Raw genomic sequence first — 21,261 nt, 5'->3', positions numbered from 1 at the left:
GTCGGGACCGGCCACAGTAACAAGCAGCAAGACGGACAGCCTTGTTTTGGATCAAGGACAGTCGTTTGGCAATGGTCATTGCCACCAAAGGTGTAGGTCCCGCCAATGCTTGTTTTCCGGATGGAACAAGCATTGGCAGGCCCCGCTTGCCGTATCGGCAGGCAGCTCAGCCGAAGTGGCAGACGTAGTGCACGGTGTCGCTGACCTCGATCTGGAACGAGCTTTCGCCCGGCACCTTGAACGAGTCGCCGGCCTTGTAGCTGCGGGCGCCGGTTTCACCGGCGAGGGTGACCTTGCATTCGCCAGCCAGGATTTCCATGATTTCCGGAGCGCCGGTGCTGAACAGCAGTTTGGCCGGCAGGATCACGCCGACGGATTTGCGGCTGCCGTCCGGCATGATGACGCCGTGGCTGACGCACTTGCCGTCAAAATAAACATTGGCTTCTTTTACAACGCTGACGTTGTCGAACTGACTCATGGTTTCTCCGATTCCTTTGTCTGCGGCACGGGTGGATCCCGCTGTTTTACGCTCTGGCATCATGCCCGCTACCGCGGTGTAACGTCAACAAACTTGCCGCATCGTGGTTGCGGCCAACCTTGGCACAAGGTTGGCCGCAATGTTCACGGCAGAAGCGGCCTGTCCTGCAGCAATGGCCGTGTAGTGCACGTTATCGCCACTTCATTGATGTGCCCGGCTGTCGTGGCAGGGAAACGGCCCTTGCCGCTGCAGCCACGCAGCAGTGGACGTATTCACTGCCGGTTTCCGGTGGGGAGCAATAGGCGGCAGCAGGCGGCGATGGCGGCGACGCGGGCACGGTCCACCGCCTGCGGGATGTCGCGCTTGTCGGCGCAGTTGCGGGCGACGGCGCCGGCATCGACCGACTGCGCCGCGGCCAGCAGCTGGCGCAGCCATCCGGCCTGCGGATAGTCGCAGGTCTCGAAGTGCAGCCGGCCGCGGGCGTCGGCGACGCACACCTCCAGCAGCTGCAGGAAGCGTTCCGGCCGTCGCAGCGCATCGCAATCGCGCAGCAGGCGCAGCACGGTGTCGGCGCGCAATTCGGCGGCGCGGTGGATCTTGGTGTGATAGAGCGTGGCCAGGCGCGCGAGGTCGCGGCAGTCGGCCGGCACCCGCCGCTGCTCGCACAGCGCCAGCAGCGGCGCCTCGCCGCGCACCTCGTGGCCGAGGTGGCGCGGCAGGATGTCGGCCGGCGTGCGCGCCTTGCCCAGATCGTGCATCAGCGCAGCAAAGCGCACGCTCAAAGGTTGGCCGCAGGCGGCGGTGTAGTCCAGCACCCGCATCACGTGGTCGCCGCAGTCGATTTCCGGGTGGTTATCAACCCTCATCGTACCCAACTATTCAATTCCTAGTNATTTCCGCCCGATCGACCGCAACACGGCCTATCTGCTTCCGCCGTCCGTAGAGGAATGGCTGCCGGAGGACCACTTGGCGCGGTTCATCGTGGAGGTGGTAGACGGGCTGGACGTGAGCCAGCTAAGAAGGGGGCCTGTCTTGCAGGCTGCTTGAGATAGGCCAGCGCTACCAGCGTGAACGGATGGCAGCCGATCACTGCGGCCAAATCTGTCCACATTCTCAAGCGGCGTCTTGAGTCCACGCTCGATCAAGGCAAGTTCCGGCCGCTACGAATGCCTGGCGAGGCTTAGCGTACGATTTTTCCGTTTAGTGAACTGACTCCTGCATCGGTCACGACACGCGAGCGCTGGCCGCCCGTAAGCTGGAACTGATTGAGCGGAAGATGGCGGATTGGGCGGCACATGCGAGATGTGCTGGGTGTGTTTCCAGTAGTGAAAGCGACTTTTGACATTCCGTGCTATCGCCTTCTGAAAATGACAACCCCTGCTCATGTCAGCGTTTTTATTGTGATGGCTAAGGTGTATATTTTAAACATCTTCAATTAGCCGGCTGTGACGGGAAAACAAGATGAACATCGTAGAAACGGAAGTGATCCGCGTGCAGCACTGCTCCGCGCGCGGCGTCACCCTGCTGACCAGCAAGCCGGAAGGCTTTGCCTTCCAGGCCGGGCACTACGCGCGGCTGTCGGTGCCGGCACTGGCCGAGCCGGTGTGGCGCGCCTATTCCATCGTGTCGGCGCCGCACGAGCCGTGGCTGGAATACTTTTTTACCGTCATCCCCGGCGGTGCGCTGTCGCCGCATCTGGGCGCGTTGCAGCCCGGCGACACGGTGCTGATGGCCAAGGCGGCGATGGGTTTCTTCCTGGCCGACAGCCTGGCCGATGGCGAGGTGCTGTGGCTGCTGGCCACCGGCACCGGCATCGGCCCCTATCTGTCGATGCTGCGCCAGCAGGGCGTGCTGCAGCGCTTTGCCCGCGTCAACCTGGTGTGCAGCGTGCGCGAGGCGGCGGATCTGGCCTACGACGCCGAATGCCGCGCCTGGGCGGCGCAGCACGCGCACTGCCACTACGTGCCGGTGGTGACGCGCGGCGAGGTGGCCGGCGGCCTGCACGAGCGCATCCCGACATTGTTGCGCAGCGGTGCGCTGGAGCAGCATCTGGCGATGACGACGCTCGATCCGCAGCGTGACCGGGTGATGGTGTGCGGCAACCCCGATTTCACCGCCGACATGCGTGCGCTGCTCAACGAGCGCGGTTTCACCCCGTGCCGCCGCGGCCTGAGCGGCAACATGCTGTTTGAAAACTACTGGCAAAAGGCGACGCCATGAGCAGCATCGCCCAGCGCCTGGGCCGCGAGGTGATCGACACCGTCAGCCGCCAGTTTTACGCGCAGATCCGCGTCCATCCGCAGCTGGCGCCGATCTTCGCCGTGGTGCACGACTGGCCGCGGCACGAGGCGCACATCAGTCACTTCTGGTGGACGGTCCTCGGCGGCGACGCCTACCTCGACAACCAGTACAACGTCGCGCGCAAGCACCTCGACATCGGCGTCACCCCGGCGCTGGTCGACGAGTGGCTGGCGCTGTTCGAGCCCATTGTGCGTCGCCATGTTGCCTCGCCGGACGCCGACGAGTGGCTGCGCAAGGCGCGCATGATCGGGCAATCGATCGCGCTGATGAACACGCCCTTGGACTGAACCGGTGACCGAAACCGGTGACTGAAACGGGCTTGCGGCCAACCTTGGCCGCAAGCCCGTTCGCCGTGTGAGCATGGCGGCCGGGTGCCAAACCCTGCGCCCGCCACACCGCCACGTCTAGATACTGCCTTCCTGTTCGATCACCAGCATGCGTGCCTCGCCGTGCGGATGGGCGACGTGCTCGCAGCCGGCACCGGCGTAGAAGATGTCGCCGCACTGCAGCGCGATCACCCGCACGCTGCCGTCCGCGTCGCGCACGTGCATGTCCACCGTACCGTCCAGCAGCACGAACACTTCCTCGCCGTCGTTGACGTGCCAGCGGTAGGGCTGGTCGGTCCAGTGCAGGCGGGTGCTGATGCCGTTCATGCAGGCGATGGTGCGCGCGCCCCAGGCGCGCTCGGCGGTAAAGCTGGTCGGGCGGATGTGCTGCGTGTTCATGGTGCTCTCCTGTGCTGGCTGACGAATGCCGCCATTGTCCGTGCAGTCATGGCGCTTGCCACTGGCTGGCTGCGCCAGGATGCGGACCGATTCGGCCGATTTTTGTCACCGTTGTCCCTCGCCTTGCACCTGCCATCGCCCCCTCCGTCACCACGCCGGTTACGCCAAAAGCATCACATTTTTATATCCCGTTTATATTGCTGCCCGGCCTTTTAACCGCTTTTTTGCACCGCAAAACCTACAGTGGCAGTGTCTGTGACCAACAAGGGGAATGTGATGCAAGACCTGATCTGGCTGGCAGGGTTGGCCGCACTGTATCTGGCAGTGCGCGGCCTGCTGCGTGTGTATGCGACACAGTCGCAGGGGGTGGCGCGATGAGCGTGCTGTCCGGTTTGTGTGGGCTAGTGGCGCTGCTGCTGGCGATATGGCTGCTGTACGCGCTGCTGCACGCGGAGGAGATGTGATGATGACCACTTTTTTCTGGTTGCTGGCGCTGTTCATGCTGCTGCTGACGCTGAGCGTGCGGCCGATGGGCGCCTGGCTGGCGCCGCTGGCCAGCGGCACGCTGCCCGGCCGCTGGCGCGCGTTCGACGCCGCCTTGCTGCGCCGGCTGGGGCTGAACGATGCCGGCATGGGCTGGCGCGACTACACGCTGGCGCTGCTGGCGTTCAATGTGCTGGGCGCCGTGCTGTTGTACGCGCTGCAGCGGCTGCAGGGTGACTTGCCGCTGAATCCGGCGGCGCTGGGCGCGGTGGAGGCCGGTTCGGCGTTCAATACCGCGGTGAGCTTTGTCGCCAATACCAACTGGCAGGGTTATGCCGGCGAAACGACCATGAGCTATCTCACGCAGATGGTCGGCCTCGCGGTGCAGAACTTCCTGTCCGCCGCCACCGGCATCGCGGTGGCGTTTGCGCTGATGCGCGGCTTTGCGCGCCGCGAGAGCGGCGACATCGGCAATTTCTGGGCCGACGTGCTGCGCATCGCGCTATACCTGCTGCTGCCGCTGTCCGTCGTGCTGGCGCTGCTGCTGGTCAGCCAGGGCGTGCTGCAGAACCTGTCCGGCTATCTGGGCTTCGATGTGCTGGCCGGCCACGGGCAGACGCTGGCGATGGGGCCGGTGGCATCGCAGGAGGCGATCAAGCTGCTGGGCACTAACGGTGGCGGCTTCTTCAATGCCAACTCCGCGCACCCGTTCGAGAACCCGACCGAGCTGTCCAACCTGCTGCAGATGCTGGCCATCTTTTTGATCCCGGCCGGGCTGTGCCACGCCTTCGGCCGCGTGGTCGGCGACCGCCGCCAGGGCTGGGCGATCTACATCGCGATGAGCGTGCTGTTCGTCGTCGCCGCCAGCGCCATCGCCTGGTTCGAGGCGCAGGGCAACCCGCTGCTGAGTGTGCTGGGCGTCGACGGCAGCAGCGGCAATCTGGAAGGCAAGGACATGCGCTTCGGCATCGCCGGCAGCAGCCTGTTTGCCGCCGTCACCACCGCCGCCAGCTGCGGCGCGGTCAACGCGATGCACGACTCGTTCACCGCGCTGGGTGGCATGGTGCCGATGCTGCTGATGCAGCTGGGCGAGGTGGTGTTCGGCGGGGTCGGTTCCGGCCTGTACGGCATGCTGGTGTTCGCGGTGCTGGCGGTGTTCGTCGCCGGGCTGATGGTTGGCCGCACGCCGGAATACCTGGGCAAGAAGATCGAGCCGTTCGACATGAAGATGGTGGCGCTGACCATCCTGGTCACCCCGTTGCTGGTGCTGGCCGGCACCGCCGTGGCGGTGGTGGTGGCACCGGGGCTGGCCGGCATGGCCAATCCGGGCGCGCACGGCTTTTCCGAGGTGCTGTACGCGTTTTCGTCGGCGGCCAACAACAATGGCAGCGCCTTCGCCGGGCTGTCGGCCAACACCCCGTTCTATAACGCGATGCTGGGCATCGCGATGTGGCTGGGCCGCTTCGCGGTGATCGTGCCGGTGCTGGCGCTGGCCGGCTCGCTGGCGGCGAAAAAACGCCTCGCCCCGACGCTGGGCTCGATGCCGACCCACGACGGGCTATTCATCGGCCTGTTGATCGGCAGCGTGCTGCTGGTCGGCGCGCTGACCTACCTGCCGGCGCTGGCGCTGGGGCCGGTGGTCGAACATCTGGCGATCTGGGCGACCCACTAGGAGAACAATATGTCCCATCATAAAAAAATGGTCCTGCCGCTGCTGGACGCCGCGCTGCTGCGCCCGGCGCTGCGCGACACCTTTCTGAAGCTCGGGCTGCGCGCGCAGCTGAAAAACCCGGTGATGTTCGTGGTGTATCTGGGCAGCATGCTGTGCAGCGTGCTGTGGGTGCAGGCGCTGCTGGGGCACGGCCAGGCGCCGGCGTGGCTGACCGGCAGCATCGCGGTGTGGCTGTGGTTCACCGTGCTGTTCGCCAACTTTGCCGAGGCGCTGGCCGAGGGCCGCAGCAAGGCGCAGGCCGCCAGCCTCAAGGGCCTGCAGAAGTCGACGTGGGCGAAGAAACTGGCCGCGCCGCAGCGTTACGGTGCCGAGTTCGCCATGGTGGAGTCGTTCGACCTGCGCCGTGACGACGTGGTGCTGGTACAGCACGGCGACGTGATCCCGTGCGACGGCGAGGTGATCGAGGGCATCGCCAGCGTGGACGAGTCGGCGATCACCGGCGAATCGGCGCCGGTAATCCGCGAATCCGGCGGCGATTTCAGCTCCGTCACCGGCGGCACCCGCGTGTTGTCGGACTGGATCGTGGTGCGCATCAGCGTCAATCCCGGCGAGACCTTCATCGACCGCATGATCGCGATGGTGGAGGGTGCCAAGCGCCGCAAGACGCCGAACGAGATCGCGCTGACCATCCTGCTCCTGGCGCTGACGCTGATCTTCCTGCTGGTCACCGTGACCCTGCTGCCGTTTTCCGCCTACAGCGTGAACGCGGCCGGCAGCGGCGAGGTGGTGTCGCTGCCGGTGCTGATCGCGCTCTTGGTGTGCCTGATCCCGACCACCATCGGCGGCCTGCTGTCGGCCATCGGCGTCGCCGGCATGAGCCGGCTGATGGCGGCCAACGTGATCGCCACCTCCGGCCGCGCGGTGGAGGCAGCCGGCGACGTGGACGTGCTGCTCTTGGACAAGACCGGCACCATCACCTTCGGCAACCGCCAGGCGTCCGCCTTCGTCGCCGCGAGCGGCGTCAGCCAGGCGCAGCTTGCCGAGGCGGCGTGGCTGGCCTCGCTGGCCGACGACACACCGGAAGGCAAGAGCATCGTGGTGCTGGCGCAGCGGCTGAGCGAAGGCGCCGGCGGGCATCTCGATGACGCCAAGGTTGGCCGCACGCTGCTGGCCGACCTGCACGCCGGGCTGACCCCGGCCGGCGCCAGCTTCGTGCCGTTCACCGCGCAAACGCGCATGTCCGGCATCAACCTCGACGGCCGGCAGATCCGCAAGGGCGCCGCCGACGCCATCCGCCGCCAGGTCGAAACGCTGGGCGGCAGCCTGCCGCGCAGCCTGCTGCAGCAGGTCGACACCATTGCCAGCCGCGGCAGCACGCCGCTGGTGGTGGCCGAGGGCGCGCAGGTGCTGGGCGTGGTCGAGCTGAAGGATGTGGTCAAGCCCGGCATCCGCGAGCGCTTTGCCCAGCTGCGGCAGATGGGCATCAAGACGGTGATGATCACCGGCGACAACCGGCTGACCGCCGCCGCCATCGCCGCCGAGGCCGGGGTGGACGACTTCCTGGCCGAGGCGACGCCGGAAAACAAGCTGGCGATGATCCGCGACTACCAGGCGCGCGGCCAACTGGTGGCAATGACCGGCGACGGCACCAACGACGCACCGGCACTGGCGCAGGCCGACGTGGCGGTGGCGATGAACAGCGGCACCCAGGCCGCGCGCGAGGCGGCCAATATGGTGGACCTGGATTCCAGCCCCACCAAGCTGATCGAGGTGGTGGAGATCGGCAAGCAGATGCTGATGACGCGCGGCGCGCTGACCACCTTCAGCCTGGCCAACGACGTGGCCAAGTACTTCGCCATCATCCCGGCCGCGTTTGCCGTCACCTATCCGCAGCTGGGCCTGCTCAACGTGATGCAGCTGGCCAGCCCGGCCTCGGCGCTGCTGTCGGCGGTGATCTTCAACGCGCTGATCATCATCGCGCTGATCCCGCTGGCGCTGAAGGGCGTGCGCTACCGCGCGCTGGGCGCGGCCGAGCTGCTGCGCCGCAACCTGCTGCTGTACGGCGTCGGCGGGCTGTTGCTGCCGTTTGCCGGCATCAAGCTGATCGACATGTTGCTGTCCCTGCTGGGACTGGTCTGACCCCGCCGCCGGGCGCCAGCCGCGCCCGGCGCACCAAACAAGGAGTGCCATCATGGCCATGACTACCTATCATCCGGCAAGCGCGCTCAGCCTGCCGCGCGCGGCGGTGCTGCGCCCGGCGCTGACCCTGCTGCTGTTTCTCGCCCTGCTGCTGGGGCTGCTGTATCCGCTGGCGGTTACCGGCCTTGCGCAGCTGTTGCTGCCGGTGCAGGCCAACGGCTCGCTGCTGCACGACAGCAACGGCAAGGTGATCGGCTCGGCGCTGATCGGCCAGGCCTTCCACGGCCGCGGCGAATTCTGGAGCCGGCCGTCGGCCACCGCCGGCAGCGCCTACAACGGTGGCGCTTCCGGCGGCAGCAACCTGGGGCCGTCGAATCCTGCGCTGACCAAGGTGGTGGCTGAGCGCATCGCCGCGCTGCGCGCCGCCCACCCCGAACAGCGCGGCCCGGTGCCGCTGGATCTCGTCACCGCCTCGGGCAGCGGGCTGGACCCGCACATCAGCCTGGCCGCCGCGCTGTATCAGGCGCCGCGCGTGGCGCGCGAGCTGAAGCGTCCGCTGGCGCAGGTCGAGACGCTGATCGCCGCGCAGCGCGAGCAGGGCTGGTTCGGCAACGCGCAGCAGGCGCGCGTCAATGTGCTACAGCTGAATCTGGCGCTGCGCCGGCTGGTGGCGGGCTGATGCCGTGGCCGCTGGCTGGCGGCCGCAACCCTCTTGACAGCCACAAGGTTGGCCGCAATCGTTGCGGCCAACCTTGTGGCACGGTGGACAAAGAATGATGGATGACGATTTGCGGCCCGATCCGGACGCGCTGCTGGCGGCGCTACCGGCGCCGCGCGGCAAGCTGAAGCTGTTCTTCGGCGCCGCGCCGGGTGTGGGCAAGACCTACTCGATGCTGGCCGAGGCGCAGGAGAAGCGCGCCGCCGGGCTGGACGTGGTGGTGGGCTGGGTCGATACCCACGGCCGCGCCGAAACCGAGGCGCTGCTGGCCGGGCTGGACGTACTGCCGCGCAAGCAGATCGCCTGGCGCGGCAAGCAGGTGGCGGAATTCGACCTCGACGCGGTGCTGGCGCGGCGGCCGGCGCTGGTGGTGGTCGATGAGCTGCCGCACAGCAACGCACCCGGCAGCCGCCATCCCAAGCGCTGGCAGGACGTGGACGAGCTGCTGGCCGCCGGCATCGACGTGTACAGCGCGATGAACGTGCAGCACCTGGACAGCCTCAACGACGTGGTCAGCGGCGTGACCGGCGTGGCGGTGGCGGAGACGGTGCCGGACCACGTGTTCGACCGCGCCAGCGAAGTGCGGCTGGTGGACCTGCCGCCGGACGACCTGCTGCTGCGCCTGGCCGCCGGCAAGGTCTACCTGCCGGAGGTGGCGGAACGCGCCGCCGGCCATTTTTTCCGCAAGGGCAACCTGATCGCGCTGCGCGAGCTGGCGCTGCGGCGGCTGGCCGACCGCGTGGACGGCCAGATGCGCGCGCAGCGCGAGGTGCAAAGCCGCGCCCCGGTGTGGGCGACCTCGCTGGGCGTGCTGCTGGTGCTGGGCCAGGGCGACGAGGACAGCGCTGTGCGGCAGGCGGCGCGGCTGGCGCGCGCGCTGTCGGCGCCGTGGCACGCGGTGTGGGTCGATCGCGGCCACGCCAGCGCGGCGGCGCGCAGCAGCGCACTGTCGGCGCTGGCGCAGGCGGCGGAGCAGGGTGCGCACACGCTGGTGCTGGCCGGGCCGGTGCCGGCCAGCCTGATCGCCGACTACGCGCGGCGGCACAACCTGTCGCTGCTGGCACTGAGCCAGCGCGGCAACCGGCCGCGCGGGTTCTGGCGCGCCAGCCTGCAGCAGCAACTGGCGCAACGCGCGCCGGAGCTGAACTGCCTGATCCTGGCCGCCGGCGAGCGCACCGCCGCCGCTACGGCCGGCTGGCGTTGGCCGCGCGCTGACGCCGGCGGCTGGTGGCAGAGCACGCTGGCCTGCCTCGCGCTCACCGCCGCCATGCTGCCGCTGCGCGGCGTGCTGGATGCGGCCAACCTGGTGATGCTCTACCTGCTGCTGGTGCTGCTGGCGGCGGTGCGCTATGGCCGTGCGCCGGCGGCGTGGGCGGCGGTGCTGTCGGTGGCGCTGTTCGATTTCTTCTTTATCGAACCGCATCTGTCGTTCGCGGTGTCGGACATCCAGTACCTGATCACCTTCGCCGTGATGCTGACCGTGGGGCTGGTCGCCGGCCAGCTGGTGGCCAGCCAGCGGCAGTCGGCGGCGCAGGCCGGCCAGCGCGAGGCGCACACCCGCTACCTGTACGAGATGGCGCGCGAGCTGGGCAGCGCGCTGATGCCGGAGCAGGTCGGCGAGATCACCGGCCGCTTCCTGCAGGCCAGCCTCAACGCGCAGATCAGCCTGTGGCTGCCGGACGCCGAGGAGCAGCTGGAGGCGCTGCCGGACACGCCGCTGGCGGTGGACGCGGCGCTGGTGCGCTGGAGCTTCGACCACCAGCAGGCGGCCGGGCAGGGCACGCACACGCTGCCGGACGCGGCGCAGCTCTACCTGCCGCTGCAGGCGCCGATGCGCACCCGTGGCGTGCTGGTGGTGGCGGTGCCGGACACGCTGGCGCTGGCCGACCCCGACAACCGCCGCCTGTGCGAGGCGGTGGCGGCGCTGGCGGCGCAGACGCTGGAGCGGCTGCACTATATTGAGGTGGCGCAGCAGACGCTGCTGTCGATGGAATCGGAACGGCTGCGCCATTCGCTGCTGGCGGCGCTGTCGCACGACCTGCGCACGCCGCTGACCGCGCTGTCCGGCAACGCCGAGACCCTGCTGCTGGCCCTGCAGCGCGGCGGGCGCGCCGAGCAGGAACAGGCGGCGCTGCTGCTGGCGCAGTCGCAGCGCATCACGCGCCTGGTGACCAATCTGCTGGAAATGGCGCGGCTGCAGGCCGGCGGCGTCACCCTGCACCAGGACTGGCTGCCGGCGGACGAGGTGATCGGCAGCGCCATCGCGGCGCTGGGCAGCGTGCTGGACGCGCACCCGCTGCAGCTGGACATCGATCCGGCCTGCCCGATGCTGTACGGCGACGCCATCCTGCTGGAGCGGTTGCTGGTCAACCTGCTGGAGAACGCAGCCAAGTACAGCCCGCCAGGCAGCCCCATCCGCGTCAGCGCCGCCGCCGAGGACGGCCGCATCCTGCTGCGCGTCGCCGACCGCGGCCCCGGCCTGCCGCCGGGCGATCCGGCACGGCTGTTCGACGCCTTCAGCCGCGGCGAGCGCGAGTCGGCGATCAGCGGCGTCGGGCTGGGGCTGGCGATTTGCCGTACCATTGCCGACGTCCACGGCGCGCGCCTGAGCGCGGCCAACCGCCACGACGGCGGTGCCTGTTTCATCCTGTCCCTGCCGCAGCTACCGCCGCCGGCACTGGATTTTGACCCGGAGAACCTGCCCTGATGCACGCCCTGACGGCACTGATCATCGAGGACGAAGCCGCCATCCGCCGCTTCGTCAGAAGCGCGCTGGAAGACGAGGGTTACCGCGTATTCGAGGCCGACTCCGTGGCGCGCGGCCTGATCGAGGCCGGCACCCGCAAGCCGGACGTGCTGGTGCTGGACCTCGGCTTGCCCGATGGCGACGGCGTCAGCCTGCTGCTGGACCTGCGCAGCTGGAGCAAGGTGCCGGTGATCGTGCTGTCGGCGCGCGTGGACGAGGTCGACAAGATCGCGGCGCTGGACGCCGGCGCCGACGACTACCTGACCAAGCCGTTCGGCGTCGGCGAGCTGCAGGCGCGGGTGCGCGCGCTGCAGCGGCGGCGCAGCGGCGACGGCAGCGAGAGCAACGGCAGCCTGGTGCGCTTGGGCGAGGCGGTGACGGTGGACCTGGCCAACCGCAGCGTCAGCCGCGACGGCGAGCCGGTGCACCTGACGCAGCTGGAATACCGGCTGCTTGCCACGCTGCTGGCGCATCGCGGCAAGGTGCTGACCCACCGCCAGCTGCTGCAGGAGGTGTGGGGGCCGGGCTACGTGGAACACAGCCACTATCTGCGCATCTATATGGCACACCTGCGGCAAAAGCTGGAGGCCGATCCGGCGCAGCCGCGCTTTTTGCGCACAGAGACCGGCGTCGGCTACCGCCTGCTGTAAGAGCCGCTAACAAAACCCCTGATCCTGCGTTGCGCCTCCTTGCCGTACTATTTCGGCGTGCCTAGTCTCAGGTGCTCTGCGAGGTTTTGTTAGCGGCGCTAACTGGCCGCCGCGGCGCGGCGTCAACGAAGGGAGACAGACATGGGCAAGCAACTGCGATGGCCGGCGTGGCCGCTTCTGCTGCTGGCGCTGGCCGGCCCGGCGCAGGCCGCGCCGCGGGTGGAGGTGGTCGCGAACGGACTGGAACACCCGTGGGCGGTGGCCTTCATCGATGGCGGGCGCATGCTGGTCACCGAGCGCCCCGGCCGCCTGCGGCTGGTGAGCGCTAACGGTCAGCCGGGCAAGCCGCTGGCCGGGCTGCCGCGCATCGACGCCGGCGGGCAGGGCGGCCTGCTGGACCTAGTCACCGACCGCGACTTCGCCCGCAACCGCACGCTGTACTTCTGCTACGCCGAGCCGGCCGCCAGCGGCTACGGCAACTCCACCGCGCTGGCCAGCGCCCGGCTGGCGGACGACGCCAGCCACCTGGAGCAGGTGAAGGTACTGTTCAGCCAGCAACCGAAATTCAGCAGCCGCGCCCACTTCGGCTGCCGCATCGTCGAGGCCGCCGACGGCACGCTGTTCCTGACGCTGGGCGACCGCTTCCAGCGCATGGCCGACGCGCAGACGCTGGACAACCACCACGGCAAGGTGGTGCGCATGCGCAAGGACGGCGGCATTCCGCCGGACAACCCCTTTGTCGGCCGCGCCGGCGCGCGTCCGGAAATCTGGAGCCTCGGCCACCGCAATGTGCAGGGCGCCGCGCTGGGGCCGGACGGCCGGCTGTGGACGCACGAGCACGGGCCGCAGGGCGGCGACGAGCTGAACCGCCCCGAGGCCGGCAAGAACTACGGCTGGCCGGTGATCACCTACGGCGAGAACTACGGCGGCGGCCCGGTCGGCGCCGGCCTCAGCCGCAAGGCGGGGATGGAGCAGCCGCTGTGGCAGTGGACGCCGTCGATCGCGCCATCCGGCATGGCCTTCGTGCGCGGCACCCGCTACGGCAAGGGCTGGCAGGGCAGCCTGCTGCTCGGCTCGCTGAAATTCCGCTACCTGCTGCGCCTGGAGCTGGCCGGCACGCGCGTCGTGCGCGAGGAAAAGCTGCTCACCGGCCTTGGCCAGCGCATCCGCGATGTGCGCGAAGGGCCGGACGGCTTCCTCTACCTGCTGACCGACGAGGACAACGGCCAGCTGCTGCGGCTGCAGCCGGGCTGAGTGCGGCCGGCGCGGGTTCTGCCCGGCGGCAAGCGCAAAAACAAAGCGGCCAACCGATTAGGGTTGGCCGCTTTGTTTCCGATTTCGCTATTTAATCGAACAGTTCTTCCCAGAAGCTCTTCTTGCGCTTGTAGTGGCGGTTGTCGCCGTACTTGTCGTGCTGCGGGTAAGGCTGCTGCTGGTAGGGCTGTTGTTGCTGCTGTTGGTAAGGCTGCTGCTGCGGCTGGCGCGGCGGGTAGCCGGGCTGGGCGGCCTGCGGCGCGACCGGCTGCGCTGCCTGTGGCGCGGCAGTGGCGGCGGCCATATTGCCCAGCGAGTGCTGGATGATCTTGTCCAGTTCGCCGCGATCCAGCCACACCCCGCGGCACTGCGGACAGTAGTCGATCTCGATCCCCTGGCGCTCGCTCATCACCAGCGTCGTATCCTTGCAAACCGGGCACTGCATGACGGTTCTCCTTGTCGATGGCACCGGCCACCACGGTGGCGCCGGTGTGTCACAGACCGCGCCCCGGTGGCCATGGTTCCGCTGCGGCCAACGTTGGCCGCAGAGCGGGTGGGGGCGGTTGCGCTTGCCCGGCCGTCTCCTACACTTAGGGCACACCGGCCGTGCTGCCGCGCCCGTGTTTGCCCGCTCCTGGCTGTCGGCGGGTGATGGTGGCGGCACGCCATGTTGTTCCCACCCGCCAGGTGTCATCCGCAAACGTTGCGGCAGCCGGGTCGGCACCCGTTGCATTGCAAGAAGGAGTGATCATGTCGATACCGACCTTGACACACCGCTGTCTGAGCATCGCCGTGGCGCTTGCCGTCATCGGCCAGCTGCCGGTGGCCGTTGCCGCCAGCGATGCGCAAATGATCAAGAGCGCGATGAGCGCCGCCCCGAAAAAGGTCAGCGCCAAGGCGACCGTCGTCGCAATGGACGCCGGCGGCAAGATGCGCACCCTGCGCCAGGGCAGTAATGGCTTTACCTGCATGCCGGACAACCCGGCCACCCCGGGGCCGGATCCGATGTGCATGGACAAGGCGGCGATGGCGTGGGCGATGGCCTGGATAGGCCACACCACACCGGTCGTCGGCCAGATCGGTTTCATGTACATGCTGTCGGGCGGCACCGATGCCAGCAATACCGACCCGTACGCGGCGAAGCCGGAGCCCGGCAACCACTGGGTGAAAACCGGGCCACACGTGATGATCGTCGGCGCGGAGCAGGACTTCTACGACATGTATCCCAAGGATGCGATGCCGGACACCGCCGTGCCGTACGTGATGTGGCCGGGCACGCCCTACCAGCACCTGATGATTCCGGTGAAATAGGCGCCCCGGCGGGGCCGTGGACGATGGCCGCATGCCGCCGGCGGCACGGTCACGGGTCCTCGGTTGTCCTGCAGGTGAGCTGCCCTGTGCCGTTGCAAGCCAGACGCTGCGGCCAACGTTGGCCGCAGCGCTACTGTGCCAGCTTGGCCAGCAATGCGGTGAGCTGGCCGATCTCCGCCGCATCCAGCCGCTGGCGCAGCCATTGCCCGGTAGCGGCCACCGTTTCGGCCATCGCCTGTTCTACCAGCGCCGCCCCGGCGGCGGTGAGGCATACCGGCTTGATGCGCAGGTCGTCGGCCAGCTGGCGGCGTGTCACCAGTGCGCGTGTTTCCAGCTGCAGCAGCACCTTGGTCAGCCCGCCTGAGCTGATTACCACCCCGGCCTGAATCATCGACGGCGTCATCTGGTGCGGGGCCGGTGCGTTGCGCAGGGTGGCCAGCACGTCGAATTCCATTGCGCTGAGCGCGAATTTTTCCAGCATCGGCTGCATGCAGAGCAGTGATCGTGCCTGTGCCCATTGCAGCTGCAAGAACAGCGGCACCGTTTGCGGGTCGAAACTGCTGTCCCACTGGTGGCTGTCCATCCGGTTCCTGATGCGCATGGCGGGCTTTCTGGCAGGGAGTTGTCGGGTCTGTTGACGTTTGTTTCGCGATCGCGCCGGTCCTGTAGGTTTTGATCCGGACACGATCCATGACGCAAATGTCAAAAGATTTTAAATAATTACGGCAAGATGTTAACGGATGTTTAGTTATCTTGTGAGAAAGATATATGCCGTTTACGCTGGCGGCATCCGAATCCGAATTCGCAAGGTGACACCGATGCGCAAGATTACCTGGTATTTCCGGGGCGGCCTCGTGCTGCTGTCGTTGATGTGGCTGGCCAGCAATCCGGCGGTGCCGGCTGGGCAGCCGAATTTTATTGCCTGGCGCAATGTGCTGGGCCAGTACAGTGGCGTGCTGGGCATGGCGGTAATGAGCGTGGCCATGCTGCTGGCGATGCGGCCAACCTTGCTGGAGCGTCCTCTTGGCGGGCTGGACAAGATGTACCGGCTGCACAAGTGGCTGGGCATTGCCGGCCTGTCGCTTTCCGTCAGCCATTGGGTGATAGCAAAAAGCCCCAAGTGGCTATCGGCATTGGGCCTGCTCAGTGGTGGCCGCCCGCGCCGGGCGCCGCTGCTGCTGCCGGCAGACAGCCTGCAGCATGCCTTTCTCGGCTTGCGCCGTACGGCGGAAAGCGTGGGCGAGTGGGCGTTCTATCTCGCCGTTGTGCTGATGGTGCTGGCACTGCTGAAACGGCTGCCGTACCACCGCTTTGTCCAGCTGCACCGCGTGCTGCCGCTGGCCTATCTGGCACTGGTGTTTCACTCGGTGATATTGCTCAGGTTCGATAACTGGGCCACCCCTGTCGGCTGGCTGCTGGCAGCCTTGATGGCGGCGGGCACGGTATCAGCCGTGCTGTCGTTGCTGCGCCGTCATGGCGGCCAGCCCGAAACCGCCGGTCGCATCAGCGCACTGGAATACCAGCCGGCACTGAAAGTGCTGGCCGTGGATGTGGAGCTGGATCAGGCATGGCCCGGACACCGGGCCGGGCAGTTTGCCTTTGTCACCTTTCATCCCGGCGAGGGGGCGCATCCGTTCACGCTGGCCTCGGCCTGGCTGGGCGATGGCCGCGTGCGGCTGCTGATCAAGGCGCTGGGCGATTATACGGCCACGCTGCCGGACAGGCTCAAGACCGGGGATCGCGTCCGGCTGGAAGGTCCGTATGGCTGTTTTACCTTTGATGGCAAGCATCGGCGCCAGATCTGGATCAGCGGCGGCATCGGCGTTACGCCCTTTGTCGCGCGCATGCAGGCGCTGGCCGGGCGGGCGGCCGGACAGCAGATTGATTTCTTTCATACCACCCGCGATTACGATGCCGGTGTAATGCAGCAGCTGGTACAGGATGCCGCCGCCGCCGGGGTCGATTTGCGCCTGTTGTGGGAGCAGCGTGACGGCAGGCTGGATGCCAGGCAGCTGACCCGCGCCGTGCCGGACTGGCGCCATGCCGATATCTGGTTTTGCGGCCCGGCCGGGTTTGGCCGGCAACTGCGCGATGAGCTGCTGGCACTGGGCCTGTCTCCGGCACGTTTTCATCAGGAACTGTTCCTGATGCGTTGAATATTGCCGGCTGGCGGGCAGACGATACCCGCCACACCGCGCGTCGGGGGTGGCACCGGCTCGGGCAACATCGTTGCTACCGGAGAGGCTGTACTGCCGCGTTGAACGCGGCACGGTGCTTGGCTTTCAATCGTCGAGGGCGCCGGGACGCTGGTGCCGGTCGGCGTACTCGCAGGATGGCTGGCCCATCCGGTGTGCATCAGTTACACAAAAATCCTGCCCCTGCCTGATGGACGCCATCGGCCACCCGTTCACCGCATCTTGACGACCACTTTGCCCTTGGATCGCCCTTGGGCAAGGTACTCGAGCGCCTCCTTGGCCTGCTCGAACGGAAACACCTTGTCGATCACGGGCTTGATGCGCCGGGTTTCGAGCAGCTTGCCGATTTCGGCGAGTTGGGCGCCGTCGGGGTGCATGAACAGAAACGAGTAGCTGACGTCCCGCTGCTGCGTCAGGCGCATGATCTTGCGGCTCATCAAGCCGAACACGAAGGTCAGGACGAAGTTCAGGCGCTTGGCGCGCGCGAAGGCGGCGTCCAGCGGGCCGATCAGCGAGACGATCCTGCTGCCCGGTTTGAGGATGGCGATGGACTTCTCGATCGCGTCACCCCTGACGGTGCCAAGTACCGCGTCGTAGTCGCGCAGCACGTTCTCGAATGCCTGCTGCTTGTAGTCGACCACCTCGTCTGCGCCCAGGCTGCGCACCAGTTCGACGTTGCCGGTACTGGTGGTGGTACCCACCGTGGCGCCAAGGTGCTTGGCCAGCTGGATCGCAAAAGTGCCGATCCCGCCGGAGCCGGCAGGGATAAACACCTTCTGGCCGGCCTGAAGGTTGGCGCGTTCCTTCAGCGCTTGCCACGAGGTGAGGCCAACCATCGGGATAGACGCGGCCTGCACGAAGTCCAGATTGACCGGCTTCAGCGCGGCGGCGCGCTCCGGCACCACCGCGAACTCGGCGATCGACCCCGTGCCAAGGTCGAAGATGCTGGCAAACACCGCGTCGCCCGGCTTGAAGCGGGTCACCTTGCGGCCAACCTCGGTCACCACGCCGGCCAGATCGCTGCCCAGTGTGGCCGGCAGCTGGAAGTGCAGTACCGGTTTGAACATCCCGGTCGGAATCATGTTGTCGATCGGGTTCACGCTGGCGGCGTGGACCTGCACCAGCAGTTCGTCGGCCTTCAGCGTGGGGCGGGGGATGTCGGCGAGCCCGATCCCGGGCGACTTGCCATAGCGTTTGAAGGTGAGTGCTTTCATGGTTTGAGTGTTCATCGCTGGTTTTTCATTGTTGTCTGATCGGGTCAGTCGGCGAGGAAGTCCAGCACCGCCGGCACAAAGGCCCGGTAGTGCTGGAAGACGCCGCCGTGGCCGGAGTTGGGGTAGATCGTGAGCCGGGCATTCGGCAGGCGGCTAGCCATGTCGGCCGAATGGCTGCTGTCGACCATCAGGTCACGGTCGCCGTTGGCGACGAAAACCGGTTGCGTAATCACCGACAGGTCGTCGGGCGCACTCAGCCCCGCCGTTCTGATGGCCTGCAGCTGGGCTCGCCGGGCCTGCAGGGAAATGGGCTTGTCACGGTTTTGGGTACGTTCCTTCAGCCGGGCGAAATAGTCTTTCGCCGCGCGCTTGCCCTCCGGGGTGCGGGGGAAAAACAGGAAATTCCTCGGATCGCTCAGCGTGAGCGCCGCCTTGAGGTAGGCGGTGACGGCAATTCTGGTGATCTCGTCGATACCTCCGCCGCCCCGTGGCCCCGTGCCGGCAAGCACGATCCGGCGCACGAGGTCGGGCGCCTGCAAGGCCACCATTTGCGCGACGCCACCGCCCAGGGAGAAGCCGAGCAGGTCGACCTGCTTCAGACCCAAGGCGCGGATGAAGGCGATGGCATCGCGCCCCATCTCCTCGATGGTGTGCGGTACCGATCCGCCCGAGGCGCCGACCCCGCGATTGTCGAAGGTGATCACCCGGCGCTGCGCGGCGATGCCGTCGATCACTCGCGGGTCCCAGTCGTCGAGCACGGCCATCAGGTGGTGCAGGAAGATCACCGGCACGCCGGCGTCGGGGCCGAGCGCCCGGTAGGCGAACGGCACCCCGCCAACGGCTATCGTGCGGGTCGGGACATCTTTCCATGTCACCTTGCCCATCGGCCGCGCCGCGGCGGCGCCGATGCCTGACGATGCCCCGCTTGCCGGAGCGATACCTGTATTGTTCGTGCCCATCGATGAAATCTCCGTGCGGGTGGATTGCTTGTCGTCGAAGTGTTAGTATCAAACTGATACGAACAATACTACCATTCTGAAAGTAAGTCACTATCAAAATAGTATGGACAACGAAAATAGTTGCGATAACCCGTGCCCGATCGCGCGCAGCCTGGCTGTCGCCGGCGACGCGTGGAGCATATTGATCCTGCGGGACGCCCATGCCGGCCTCACGCGCTTTGACCAATTCCGGAAAAGCCTGGGCATTGCGCCGACGATGCTGACCCGCCGGCTGGCGGCACTGACCGAGGAGGGCTTGCTGGAAAAACGGCGCTACTCGGAACACCCGCCGCGCGAGGAGTATCTGCTGACCGCTGCCGGCCGCGATTTTCTGCCGGTGCTGTTCATGATTGGCGCCTGGGGGCGCCAATACCGGGGCGGTGGCAAGCTGACGCGTTTCTTCGACGCGGAAACCGGCACCGAAATCAAGGCCATCGCCGTGGATGAGGTTACCGGGGCGAAGATCGGGACCCGCCCCATGCGCATGGTCACGCCGGACGAAAGCTGACCTTGGCCACCGCAAGCCGGGGCTGGATATGCCGGCCTTGGTGGCAATCCGCTTTGGTGCGCACGGCGGCATCGAGCCGGGCGCGTATGAGGCGGCAATCCACTCCAGTCTGGCGCTGCGCGAGGTGAAGGCCGGCAGCCGCCTGCCGGTGTCGCCGCAGTGGGCGTGAAAAAGGTTGGCCGCAAGTAGGAACAATGCTTGCGGCCAACCTTGTGGCTTGGTGGGAAGGTGAGGCAGGGTGGCAGGGTGGCAGGTCTGTCAAAGGTGCTGATCATGCCGATGTGCTAGCATGGCTGCTATTGGCCAGAAGCGGTCCTTCAAGAAAACGCCGCAAAACAGTCAAAGAATTGGTCAAAGCGAGCACCGATATGGAAACATTCATAGATGCACCAGGTCCCCATGGATTATTGAAGGGCACCATGCTTGGCCCAGCGTCGAAACATGACCCGGTTGTCCTTATCATTCCCGGTTCGGGGCCCACTGATCGTGACGGCAATAATCCCCTTGGAATTAACGCATCAACTTACCGACTTCTCGCAGAGGGTTTGGCTGCCCGCAATATAACGACGGTCCGAATCGACAAACGCGGCTTGTTTGCGAGTACAGCGGCAACGCCCGACCCCAATGCAGTCACTATTGCCGACTATGTGACAGACATCGATGCTTGGGTGAGCGCTATTCGTCAACATACCGGAGCCCCCAGCATATGGCTGCTCGGGCATAGCGAAGGGGGACTCGTGGCACTGGCGGCTGACAAGAAGAGGGAGGATGTTTGTGGCCTGCTGTTGGTTTCAACCCCTGGCCGGCGCGCAGGAGAACTTCTACGAGAACAGCTTAGTGTCAATCCCGCCAACGCACCGATCCTATGCCAGGCATTGTCTGCAATCGACTCACTAGAAAACGGTAACCGAGTCGACACTACAAATATGTCGCCAGCTTTACTTGGACTGTTCAGACCACAAGTGCAGGGATTTTTGATTAGTGAATTTTCATATGATCCTGCCCTGCTCCTTGAAAACTATCCGAAGCCCGTTCTCATCCTCCAAGGACTACGCGACATTCAAGTACGAGAAATTGACGCCCGTATCCTAAAGCAAGCTGATCCACAGGCGATGCTTGCACTGCTCCCCAACGTAAACCACGTACTTAAGCACGTCGCTTCGGATGAGTGGACCGATAATGTCGCAACCTATGCTGATCCAGAACTGCCGCTCGCTCCAGGCGTTATCGAAGCGATTAGCGATTTCATTGAAAAATCCGACGTATGCCTTTCGAAAGAACTACCGCTTTGGGTCGATTCCGGCCTTTGAGAAAAACCGGACATTTCCCCGAGAAAAGGGTGGCGGTTCAATCCAGTTTCTATTCTTGAGCAGACTCTCCGAATCGGCCGTGCGAGCGACCGCTCCGGCCGATGTGTTGCCGTTCAAAGATTGTGATGTGTGGCCGCTCTACTCAGAAAGCCGCCATCGAGCCCTTGACGATGTAAGCGTCCGCTATGGGTCGTAACGGATGGCCCTCCCTCTTCGCTTGATACACATATGAAAAAGCCCGGCCATCGGGGCCGGGCTTGCTGCGGGCGGTGGCTGCCTATTCCACGATCAGGCGTTTGCCGTTGCCGCTGCTGTGTTTCTTCGGCAGCGTCAGCGTCAGCACGCCGTTTTCGTACTTGGCGCTGGCGCCGTCGCGGTCCAGGTCGGACGGCAGCTGCAGGCTGCGCGACACCATGCCGTAGTAGCGTTCGCTGCGCAGGTTCTGCTCGTCCTTGCTCTGTTTGTCGAACTGTTTCACTTCGGCCTTGATGGTGAGCTGTGAACCGCCCCGGGTTTCGCGGAGGCTCCCTCACTTGAGAGAATGGAGCCATGAGCAAAT

At 66.3% G+C, this 21,261-nt stretch carries 21 protein-coding genes and 1 pseudogene; 14 read left to right on the top strand and 8 right to left on the bottom strand.

The annotated features are described in order from the left end of the window. Positions 1-166 precede the first annotated feature (166 nt). Positions 167-478 (bottom strand): pyrimidine/purine nucleoside phosphorylase, encoded by a 312-nt coding sequence (gene ppnP, locus IE083_RS09055; protein ID WP_189353279.1) that lies wholly within the window; start codon positions 476-478, stop codon positions 167-169. A 272-nt stretch (positions 479-750) separates the two neighbouring features. Continuing rightward, positions 751-1,344: an HD domain-containing protein gene (locus IE083_RS09050; protein WP_189353278.1), complete on the bottom strand. Its 594-nt coding sequence runs from the start codon at positions 1,342-1,344 to the stop codon at positions 751-753. 16 nt (positions 1,345-1,360) lie between these two features. On the opposite strand from IE083_RS09050, the pseudogene IE083_RS16035 reads away from it, so the two are divergent. The 3 genes and pseudogenes from IE083_RS16035 to IE083_RS09040 form a co-directional block, all read left to right on the top strand. Beyond that, positions 1,361-1,501, top strand: a pseudogene (locus IE083_RS16035) (IS1182-like element ISPlba1 family transposase); the annotation flags it as partial. A 438-nt stretch (positions 1,502-1,939) separates the two neighbouring features. Further along, positions 1,940-2,698 carry a ferredoxin--NADP reductase gene (locus IE083_RS09045; protein ID WP_189353277.1) on the top strand — a complete coding sequence of 253 codons (759 nt, stop codon included), beginning with the start codon at positions 1,940-1,942 and terminating at the stop codon, positions 2,696-2,698. Then, positions 2,695-3,066 (top strand): group III truncated hemoglobin, encoded by a 372-nt coding sequence (locus IE083_RS09040; protein ID WP_189353276.1) that lies wholly within the window; start codon positions 2,695-2,697, stop codon positions 3,064-3,066. Before IE083_RS09045 ends, IE083_RS09040 begins: the two co-directional genes overlap by 4 nt. 117 nt (positions 3,067-3,183) lie before the next feature. Here the strand turns inward: IE083_RS09040 and IE083_RS09035 are convergent, their stop codons facing one another. Continuing rightward, positions 3,184-3,504 (bottom strand): cupin domain-containing protein, encoded by a 321-nt coding sequence (locus tag IE083_RS09035; protein WP_189353275.1) that lies wholly within the window; start codon positions 3,502-3,504, stop codon positions 3,184-3,186. Positions 3,505-3,967: 463 nt separating this feature from the next. Between IE083_RS09035 and kdpA the strand changes: the two genes are divergently transcribed. The 6 genes from kdpA to IE083_RS09000 all read left to right on the top strand — a co-directional run bounded on the left by kdpA (position 3,968) and on the right by IE083_RS09000 (position 13,166). Then, entirely contained in the window at positions 3,968-5,659 is a 1,692-nt protein-coding gene (kdpA, locus tag IE083_RS09025; RefSeq protein WP_229799680.1) for a potassium-transporting ATPase subunit KdpA, read from the top strand. A 9-nt stretch (positions 5,660-5,668) separates the two neighbouring features. Next, on the top strand, positions 5,669-7,798 hold the full coding sequence (kdpB, locus tag IE083_RS09020; RefSeq protein ID WP_229799679.1) for a potassium-transporting ATPase subunit KdpB: 2,130 nt from the start codon (positions 5,669-5,671) through the stop codon (positions 7,796-7,798). Between the two features lie 52 nt (positions 7,799-7,850). Then, a complete protein-coding gene (gene kdpC, locus IE083_RS09015) occupies positions 7,851-8,477 on the top strand; it encodes a potassium-transporting ATPase subunit KdpC (RefSeq protein WP_229799678.1) in 627 nt (208 codons plus the stop codon). A 94-nt stretch (positions 8,478-8,571) separates the two neighbouring features. Next, complete coding sequence (locus tag IE083_RS09010) at positions 8,572-11,223, top strand: DUF4118 domain-containing protein (protein WP_189353273.1); 2,652 nt, start codon at positions 8,572-8,574, stop codon at positions 11,221-11,223. Beyond that, positions 11,223-11,912 carry a two-component system response regulator KdpE gene (gene kdpE, locus IE083_RS09005; protein WP_189353272.1) on the top strand — a complete coding sequence of 230 codons (690 nt, stop codon included), beginning with the start codon at positions 11,223-11,225 and terminating at the stop codon, positions 11,910-11,912. Before IE083_RS09010 ends, kdpE begins: the two co-directional genes overlap by 1 nt. 141 nt (positions 11,913-12,053) lie before the next feature. Then, positions 12,054-13,166 carry a PQQ-dependent sugar dehydrogenase gene (locus IE083_RS09000; protein ID WP_189353271.1) on the top strand — a complete coding sequence of 371 codons (1,113 nt, stop codon included), beginning with the start codon at positions 12,054-12,056 and terminating at the stop codon, positions 13,164-13,166. A gap of 91 nt (positions 13,167-13,257) precedes the next feature. On the opposite strand, the gene IE083_RS08995 is transcribed toward IE083_RS09000, so the two are convergent. Beyond that, positions 13,258-13,611, bottom strand: coding sequence for a TFIIB-type zinc ribbon-containing protein (locus IE083_RS08995; RefSeq protein WP_189353270.1), 354 nt, complete (start codon positions 13,609-13,611; stop codon positions 13,258-13,260). Positions 13,612-13,916: 305 nt separating this feature from the next. On the opposite strand from IE083_RS08995, the gene IE083_RS08990 reads away from it, so the two are divergent. After that, positions 13,917-14,477 (top strand): hypothetical protein, encoded by a 561-nt coding sequence (locus tag IE083_RS08990; RefSeq protein ID WP_229799677.1) that lies wholly within the window; start codon positions 13,917-13,919, stop codon positions 14,475-14,477. A 130-nt stretch (positions 14,478-14,607) separates the two neighbouring features. Here IE083_RS08990 and IE083_RS08985 read toward each other — a convergent pair whose 3' ends face one another. After that, positions 14,608-15,078 (bottom strand): MarR family winged helix-turn-helix transcriptional regulator, encoded by a 471-nt coding sequence (locus IE083_RS08985; protein WP_189353269.1) that lies wholly within the window; start codon positions 15,076-15,078, stop codon positions 14,608-14,610. 217 nt (positions 15,079-15,295) lie between these two features. Here IE083_RS08985 and IE083_RS08980 point away from each other — a divergent pair, with 217 nt between their 5' ends. Continuing rightward, positions 15,296-16,633 (top strand): ferredoxin reductase family protein, encoded by a 1,338-nt coding sequence (locus IE083_RS08980; protein WP_189353268.1) that lies wholly within the window; start codon positions 15,296-15,298, stop codon positions 16,631-16,633. Between the two features lie 251 nt (positions 16,634-16,884). Here the strand turns inward: IE083_RS08980 and IE083_RS08975 are convergent, their stop codons facing one another. Together IE083_RS08975 and IE083_RS08970 are read right to left on the bottom strand one after the other, a co-directional pair. Continuing rightward, positions 16,885-17,886 (bottom strand): NADP-dependent oxidoreductase, encoded by a 1,002-nt coding sequence (locus tag IE083_RS08975; protein ID WP_189353267.1) that lies wholly within the window; start codon positions 17,884-17,886, stop codon positions 16,885-16,887. A 44-nt stretch (positions 17,887-17,930) separates the two neighbouring features. Further along, complete coding sequence (locus tag IE083_RS08970) at positions 17,931-18,845, bottom strand: alpha/beta fold hydrolase (protein ID WP_189353266.1); 915 nt, start codon at positions 18,843-18,845, stop codon at positions 17,931-17,933. Between the two features lie 103 nt (positions 18,846-18,948). On the opposite strand from IE083_RS08970, the gene IE083_RS08965 reads away from it, so the two are divergent. The 3 genes from IE083_RS08965 to IE083_RS08955 are packed head-to-tail and all read left to right on the top strand — an operon-like array spanning position 18,949 to position 20,702. Then, positions 18,949-19,392, top strand: coding sequence for a winged helix-turn-helix transcriptional regulator (locus tag IE083_RS08965; protein WP_189353265.1), 444 nt, complete (start codon positions 18,949-18,951; stop codon positions 19,390-19,392). A 28-nt stretch (positions 19,393-19,420) separates the two neighbouring features. Then, complete coding sequence (locus IE083_RS08960; protein WP_189353264.1) at positions 19,421-19,561, top strand: hypothetical protein; 141 nt, start codon at positions 19,421-19,423, stop codon at positions 19,559-19,561. A gap of 25 nt (positions 19,562-19,586) precedes the next feature. Beyond that, positions 19,587-20,702, top strand: a complete 1,116-nt coding sequence (locus IE083_RS08955) for an alpha/beta hydrolase (RefSeq protein WP_229799676.1) — start codon at positions 19,587-19,589, stop codon at positions 20,700-20,702. Positions 20,703-20,979: 277 nt separating this feature from the next. Here the strand turns inward: IE083_RS08955 and IE083_RS08950 are convergent, their stop codons facing one another. Further along, positions 20,980-21,192, bottom strand: a complete 213-nt coding sequence (locus tag IE083_RS08950) for an Hsp20/alpha crystallin family protein (protein ID WP_373295181.1) — start codon at positions 21,190-21,192, stop codon at positions 20,980-20,982. Between the last annotated feature and the right edge of the window lie 69 nt (positions 21,193-21,261).

Origin of the sequence: Vogesella fluminis (assembly GCF_014652335.1) — a bacterium.
GTDB classification, from domain to species: Bacteria; Pseudomonadota; Gammaproteobacteria; order Burkholderiales; family Chromobacteriaceae; genus Vogesella; species Vogesella fluminis.
Note: the sequence above shows the minus strand (reverse complement) of the source record. Positions and strands in the feature narration are given on the sequence as shown.

What these genes read in the sequence shown, in the direction of transcription:
- kdpE (WP_189353272.1), top strand. Translation starts at nt 11,223, where the DNA reads ATGCACGCCCTGACGGCACTGATCATCGAGGACGAAGCCGCCATCCGC.
- IE083_RS08965 (WP_189353265.1), top strand. Translation starts at nt 18,949, where the DNA reads ATGGACAACGAAAATAGTTGCGATAACCCGTGCCCGATCGCGCGCAGC.
- IE083_RS08995 (WP_189353270.1), bottom strand. Translation starts at nt 13,611, where the DNA reads ATGCAGTGCCCGGTTTGCAAGGATACGACGCTGGTGATGAGCGAGCGC.
- IE083_RS08960 (WP_189353264.1), top strand. Translation starts at nt 19,421, where the DNA reads ATGCCGGCCTTGGTGGCAATCCGCTTTGGTGCGCACGGCGGCATCGAG.
- IE083_RS08975 (WP_189353267.1), bottom strand. Translation starts at nt 17,886, where the DNA reads ATGAAAGCACTCACCTTCAAACGCTATGGCAAGTCGCCCGGGATCGGG.
- IE083_RS08970 (WP_189353266.1), bottom strand. Translation starts at nt 18,845, where the DNA reads ATGGGCACGAACAATACAGGTATCGCTCCGGCAAGCGGGGCATCGTCA.
- IE083_RS09050 (WP_189353278.1), bottom strand. Translation starts at nt 1,344, where the DNA reads ATGAGGGTTGATAACCACCCGGAAATCGACTGCGGCGACCACGTGATG.
- IE083_RS08955 (WP_229799676.1), top strand. Translation starts at nt 19,587, where the DNA reads ATGCTTGCGGCCAACCTTGTGGCTTGGTGGGAAGGTGAGGCAGGGTGG.
- IE083_RS09040 (WP_189353276.1), top strand. Translation starts at nt 2,695, where the DNA reads ATGAGCAGCATCGCCCAGCGCCTGGGCCGCGAGGTGATCGACACCGTC.
- kdpC (WP_229799678.1), top strand. Translation starts at nt 7,851, where the DNA reads ATGGCCATGACTACCTATCATCCGGCAAGCGCGCTCAGCCTGCCGCGC.
- IE083_RS09000 (WP_189353271.1), top strand. Translation starts at nt 12,054, where the DNA reads ATGGGCAAGCAACTGCGATGGCCGGCGTGGCCGCTTCTGCTGCTGGCG.
- IE083_RS08985 (WP_189353269.1), bottom strand. Translation starts at nt 15,078, where the DNA reads ATGCGCATCAGGAACCGGATGGACAGCCACCAGTGGGACAGCAGTTTC.
- kdpB (WP_229799679.1), top strand. Translation starts at nt 5,669, where the DNA reads ATGTCCCATCATAAAAAAATGGTCCTGCCGCTGCTGGACGCCGCGCTG.
- IE083_RS08980 (WP_189353268.1), top strand. Translation starts at nt 15,296, where the DNA reads ATGCGCAAGATTACCTGGTATTTCCGGGGCGGCCTCGTGCTGCTGTCG.
- IE083_RS08990 (WP_229799677.1), top strand. Translation starts at nt 13,917, where the DNA reads ATGTCGATACCGACCTTGACACACCGCTGTCTGAGCATCGCCGTGGCG.
- ppnP (WP_189353279.1), bottom strand. Translation starts at nt 478, where the DNA reads ATGAGTCAGTTCGACAACGTCAGCGTTGTAAAAGAAGCCAATGTTTAT.
- kdpA (WP_229799680.1), top strand. Translation starts at nt 3,968, where the DNA reads ATGATGACCACTTTTTTCTGGTTGCTGGCGCTGTTCATGCTGCTGCTG.
- IE083_RS09010 (WP_189353273.1), top strand. Translation starts at nt 8,572, where the DNA reads ATGATGGATGACGATTTGCGGCCCGATCCGGACGCGCTGCTGGCGGCG.
- IE083_RS09045 (WP_189353277.1), top strand. Translation starts at nt 1,940, where the DNA reads ATGAACATCGTAGAAACGGAAGTGATCCGCGTGCAGCACTGCTCCGCG.
- IE083_RS09035 (WP_189353275.1), bottom strand. Translation starts at nt 3,504, where the DNA reads ATGAACACGCAGCACATCCGCCCGACCAGCTTTACCGCCGAGCGCGCC.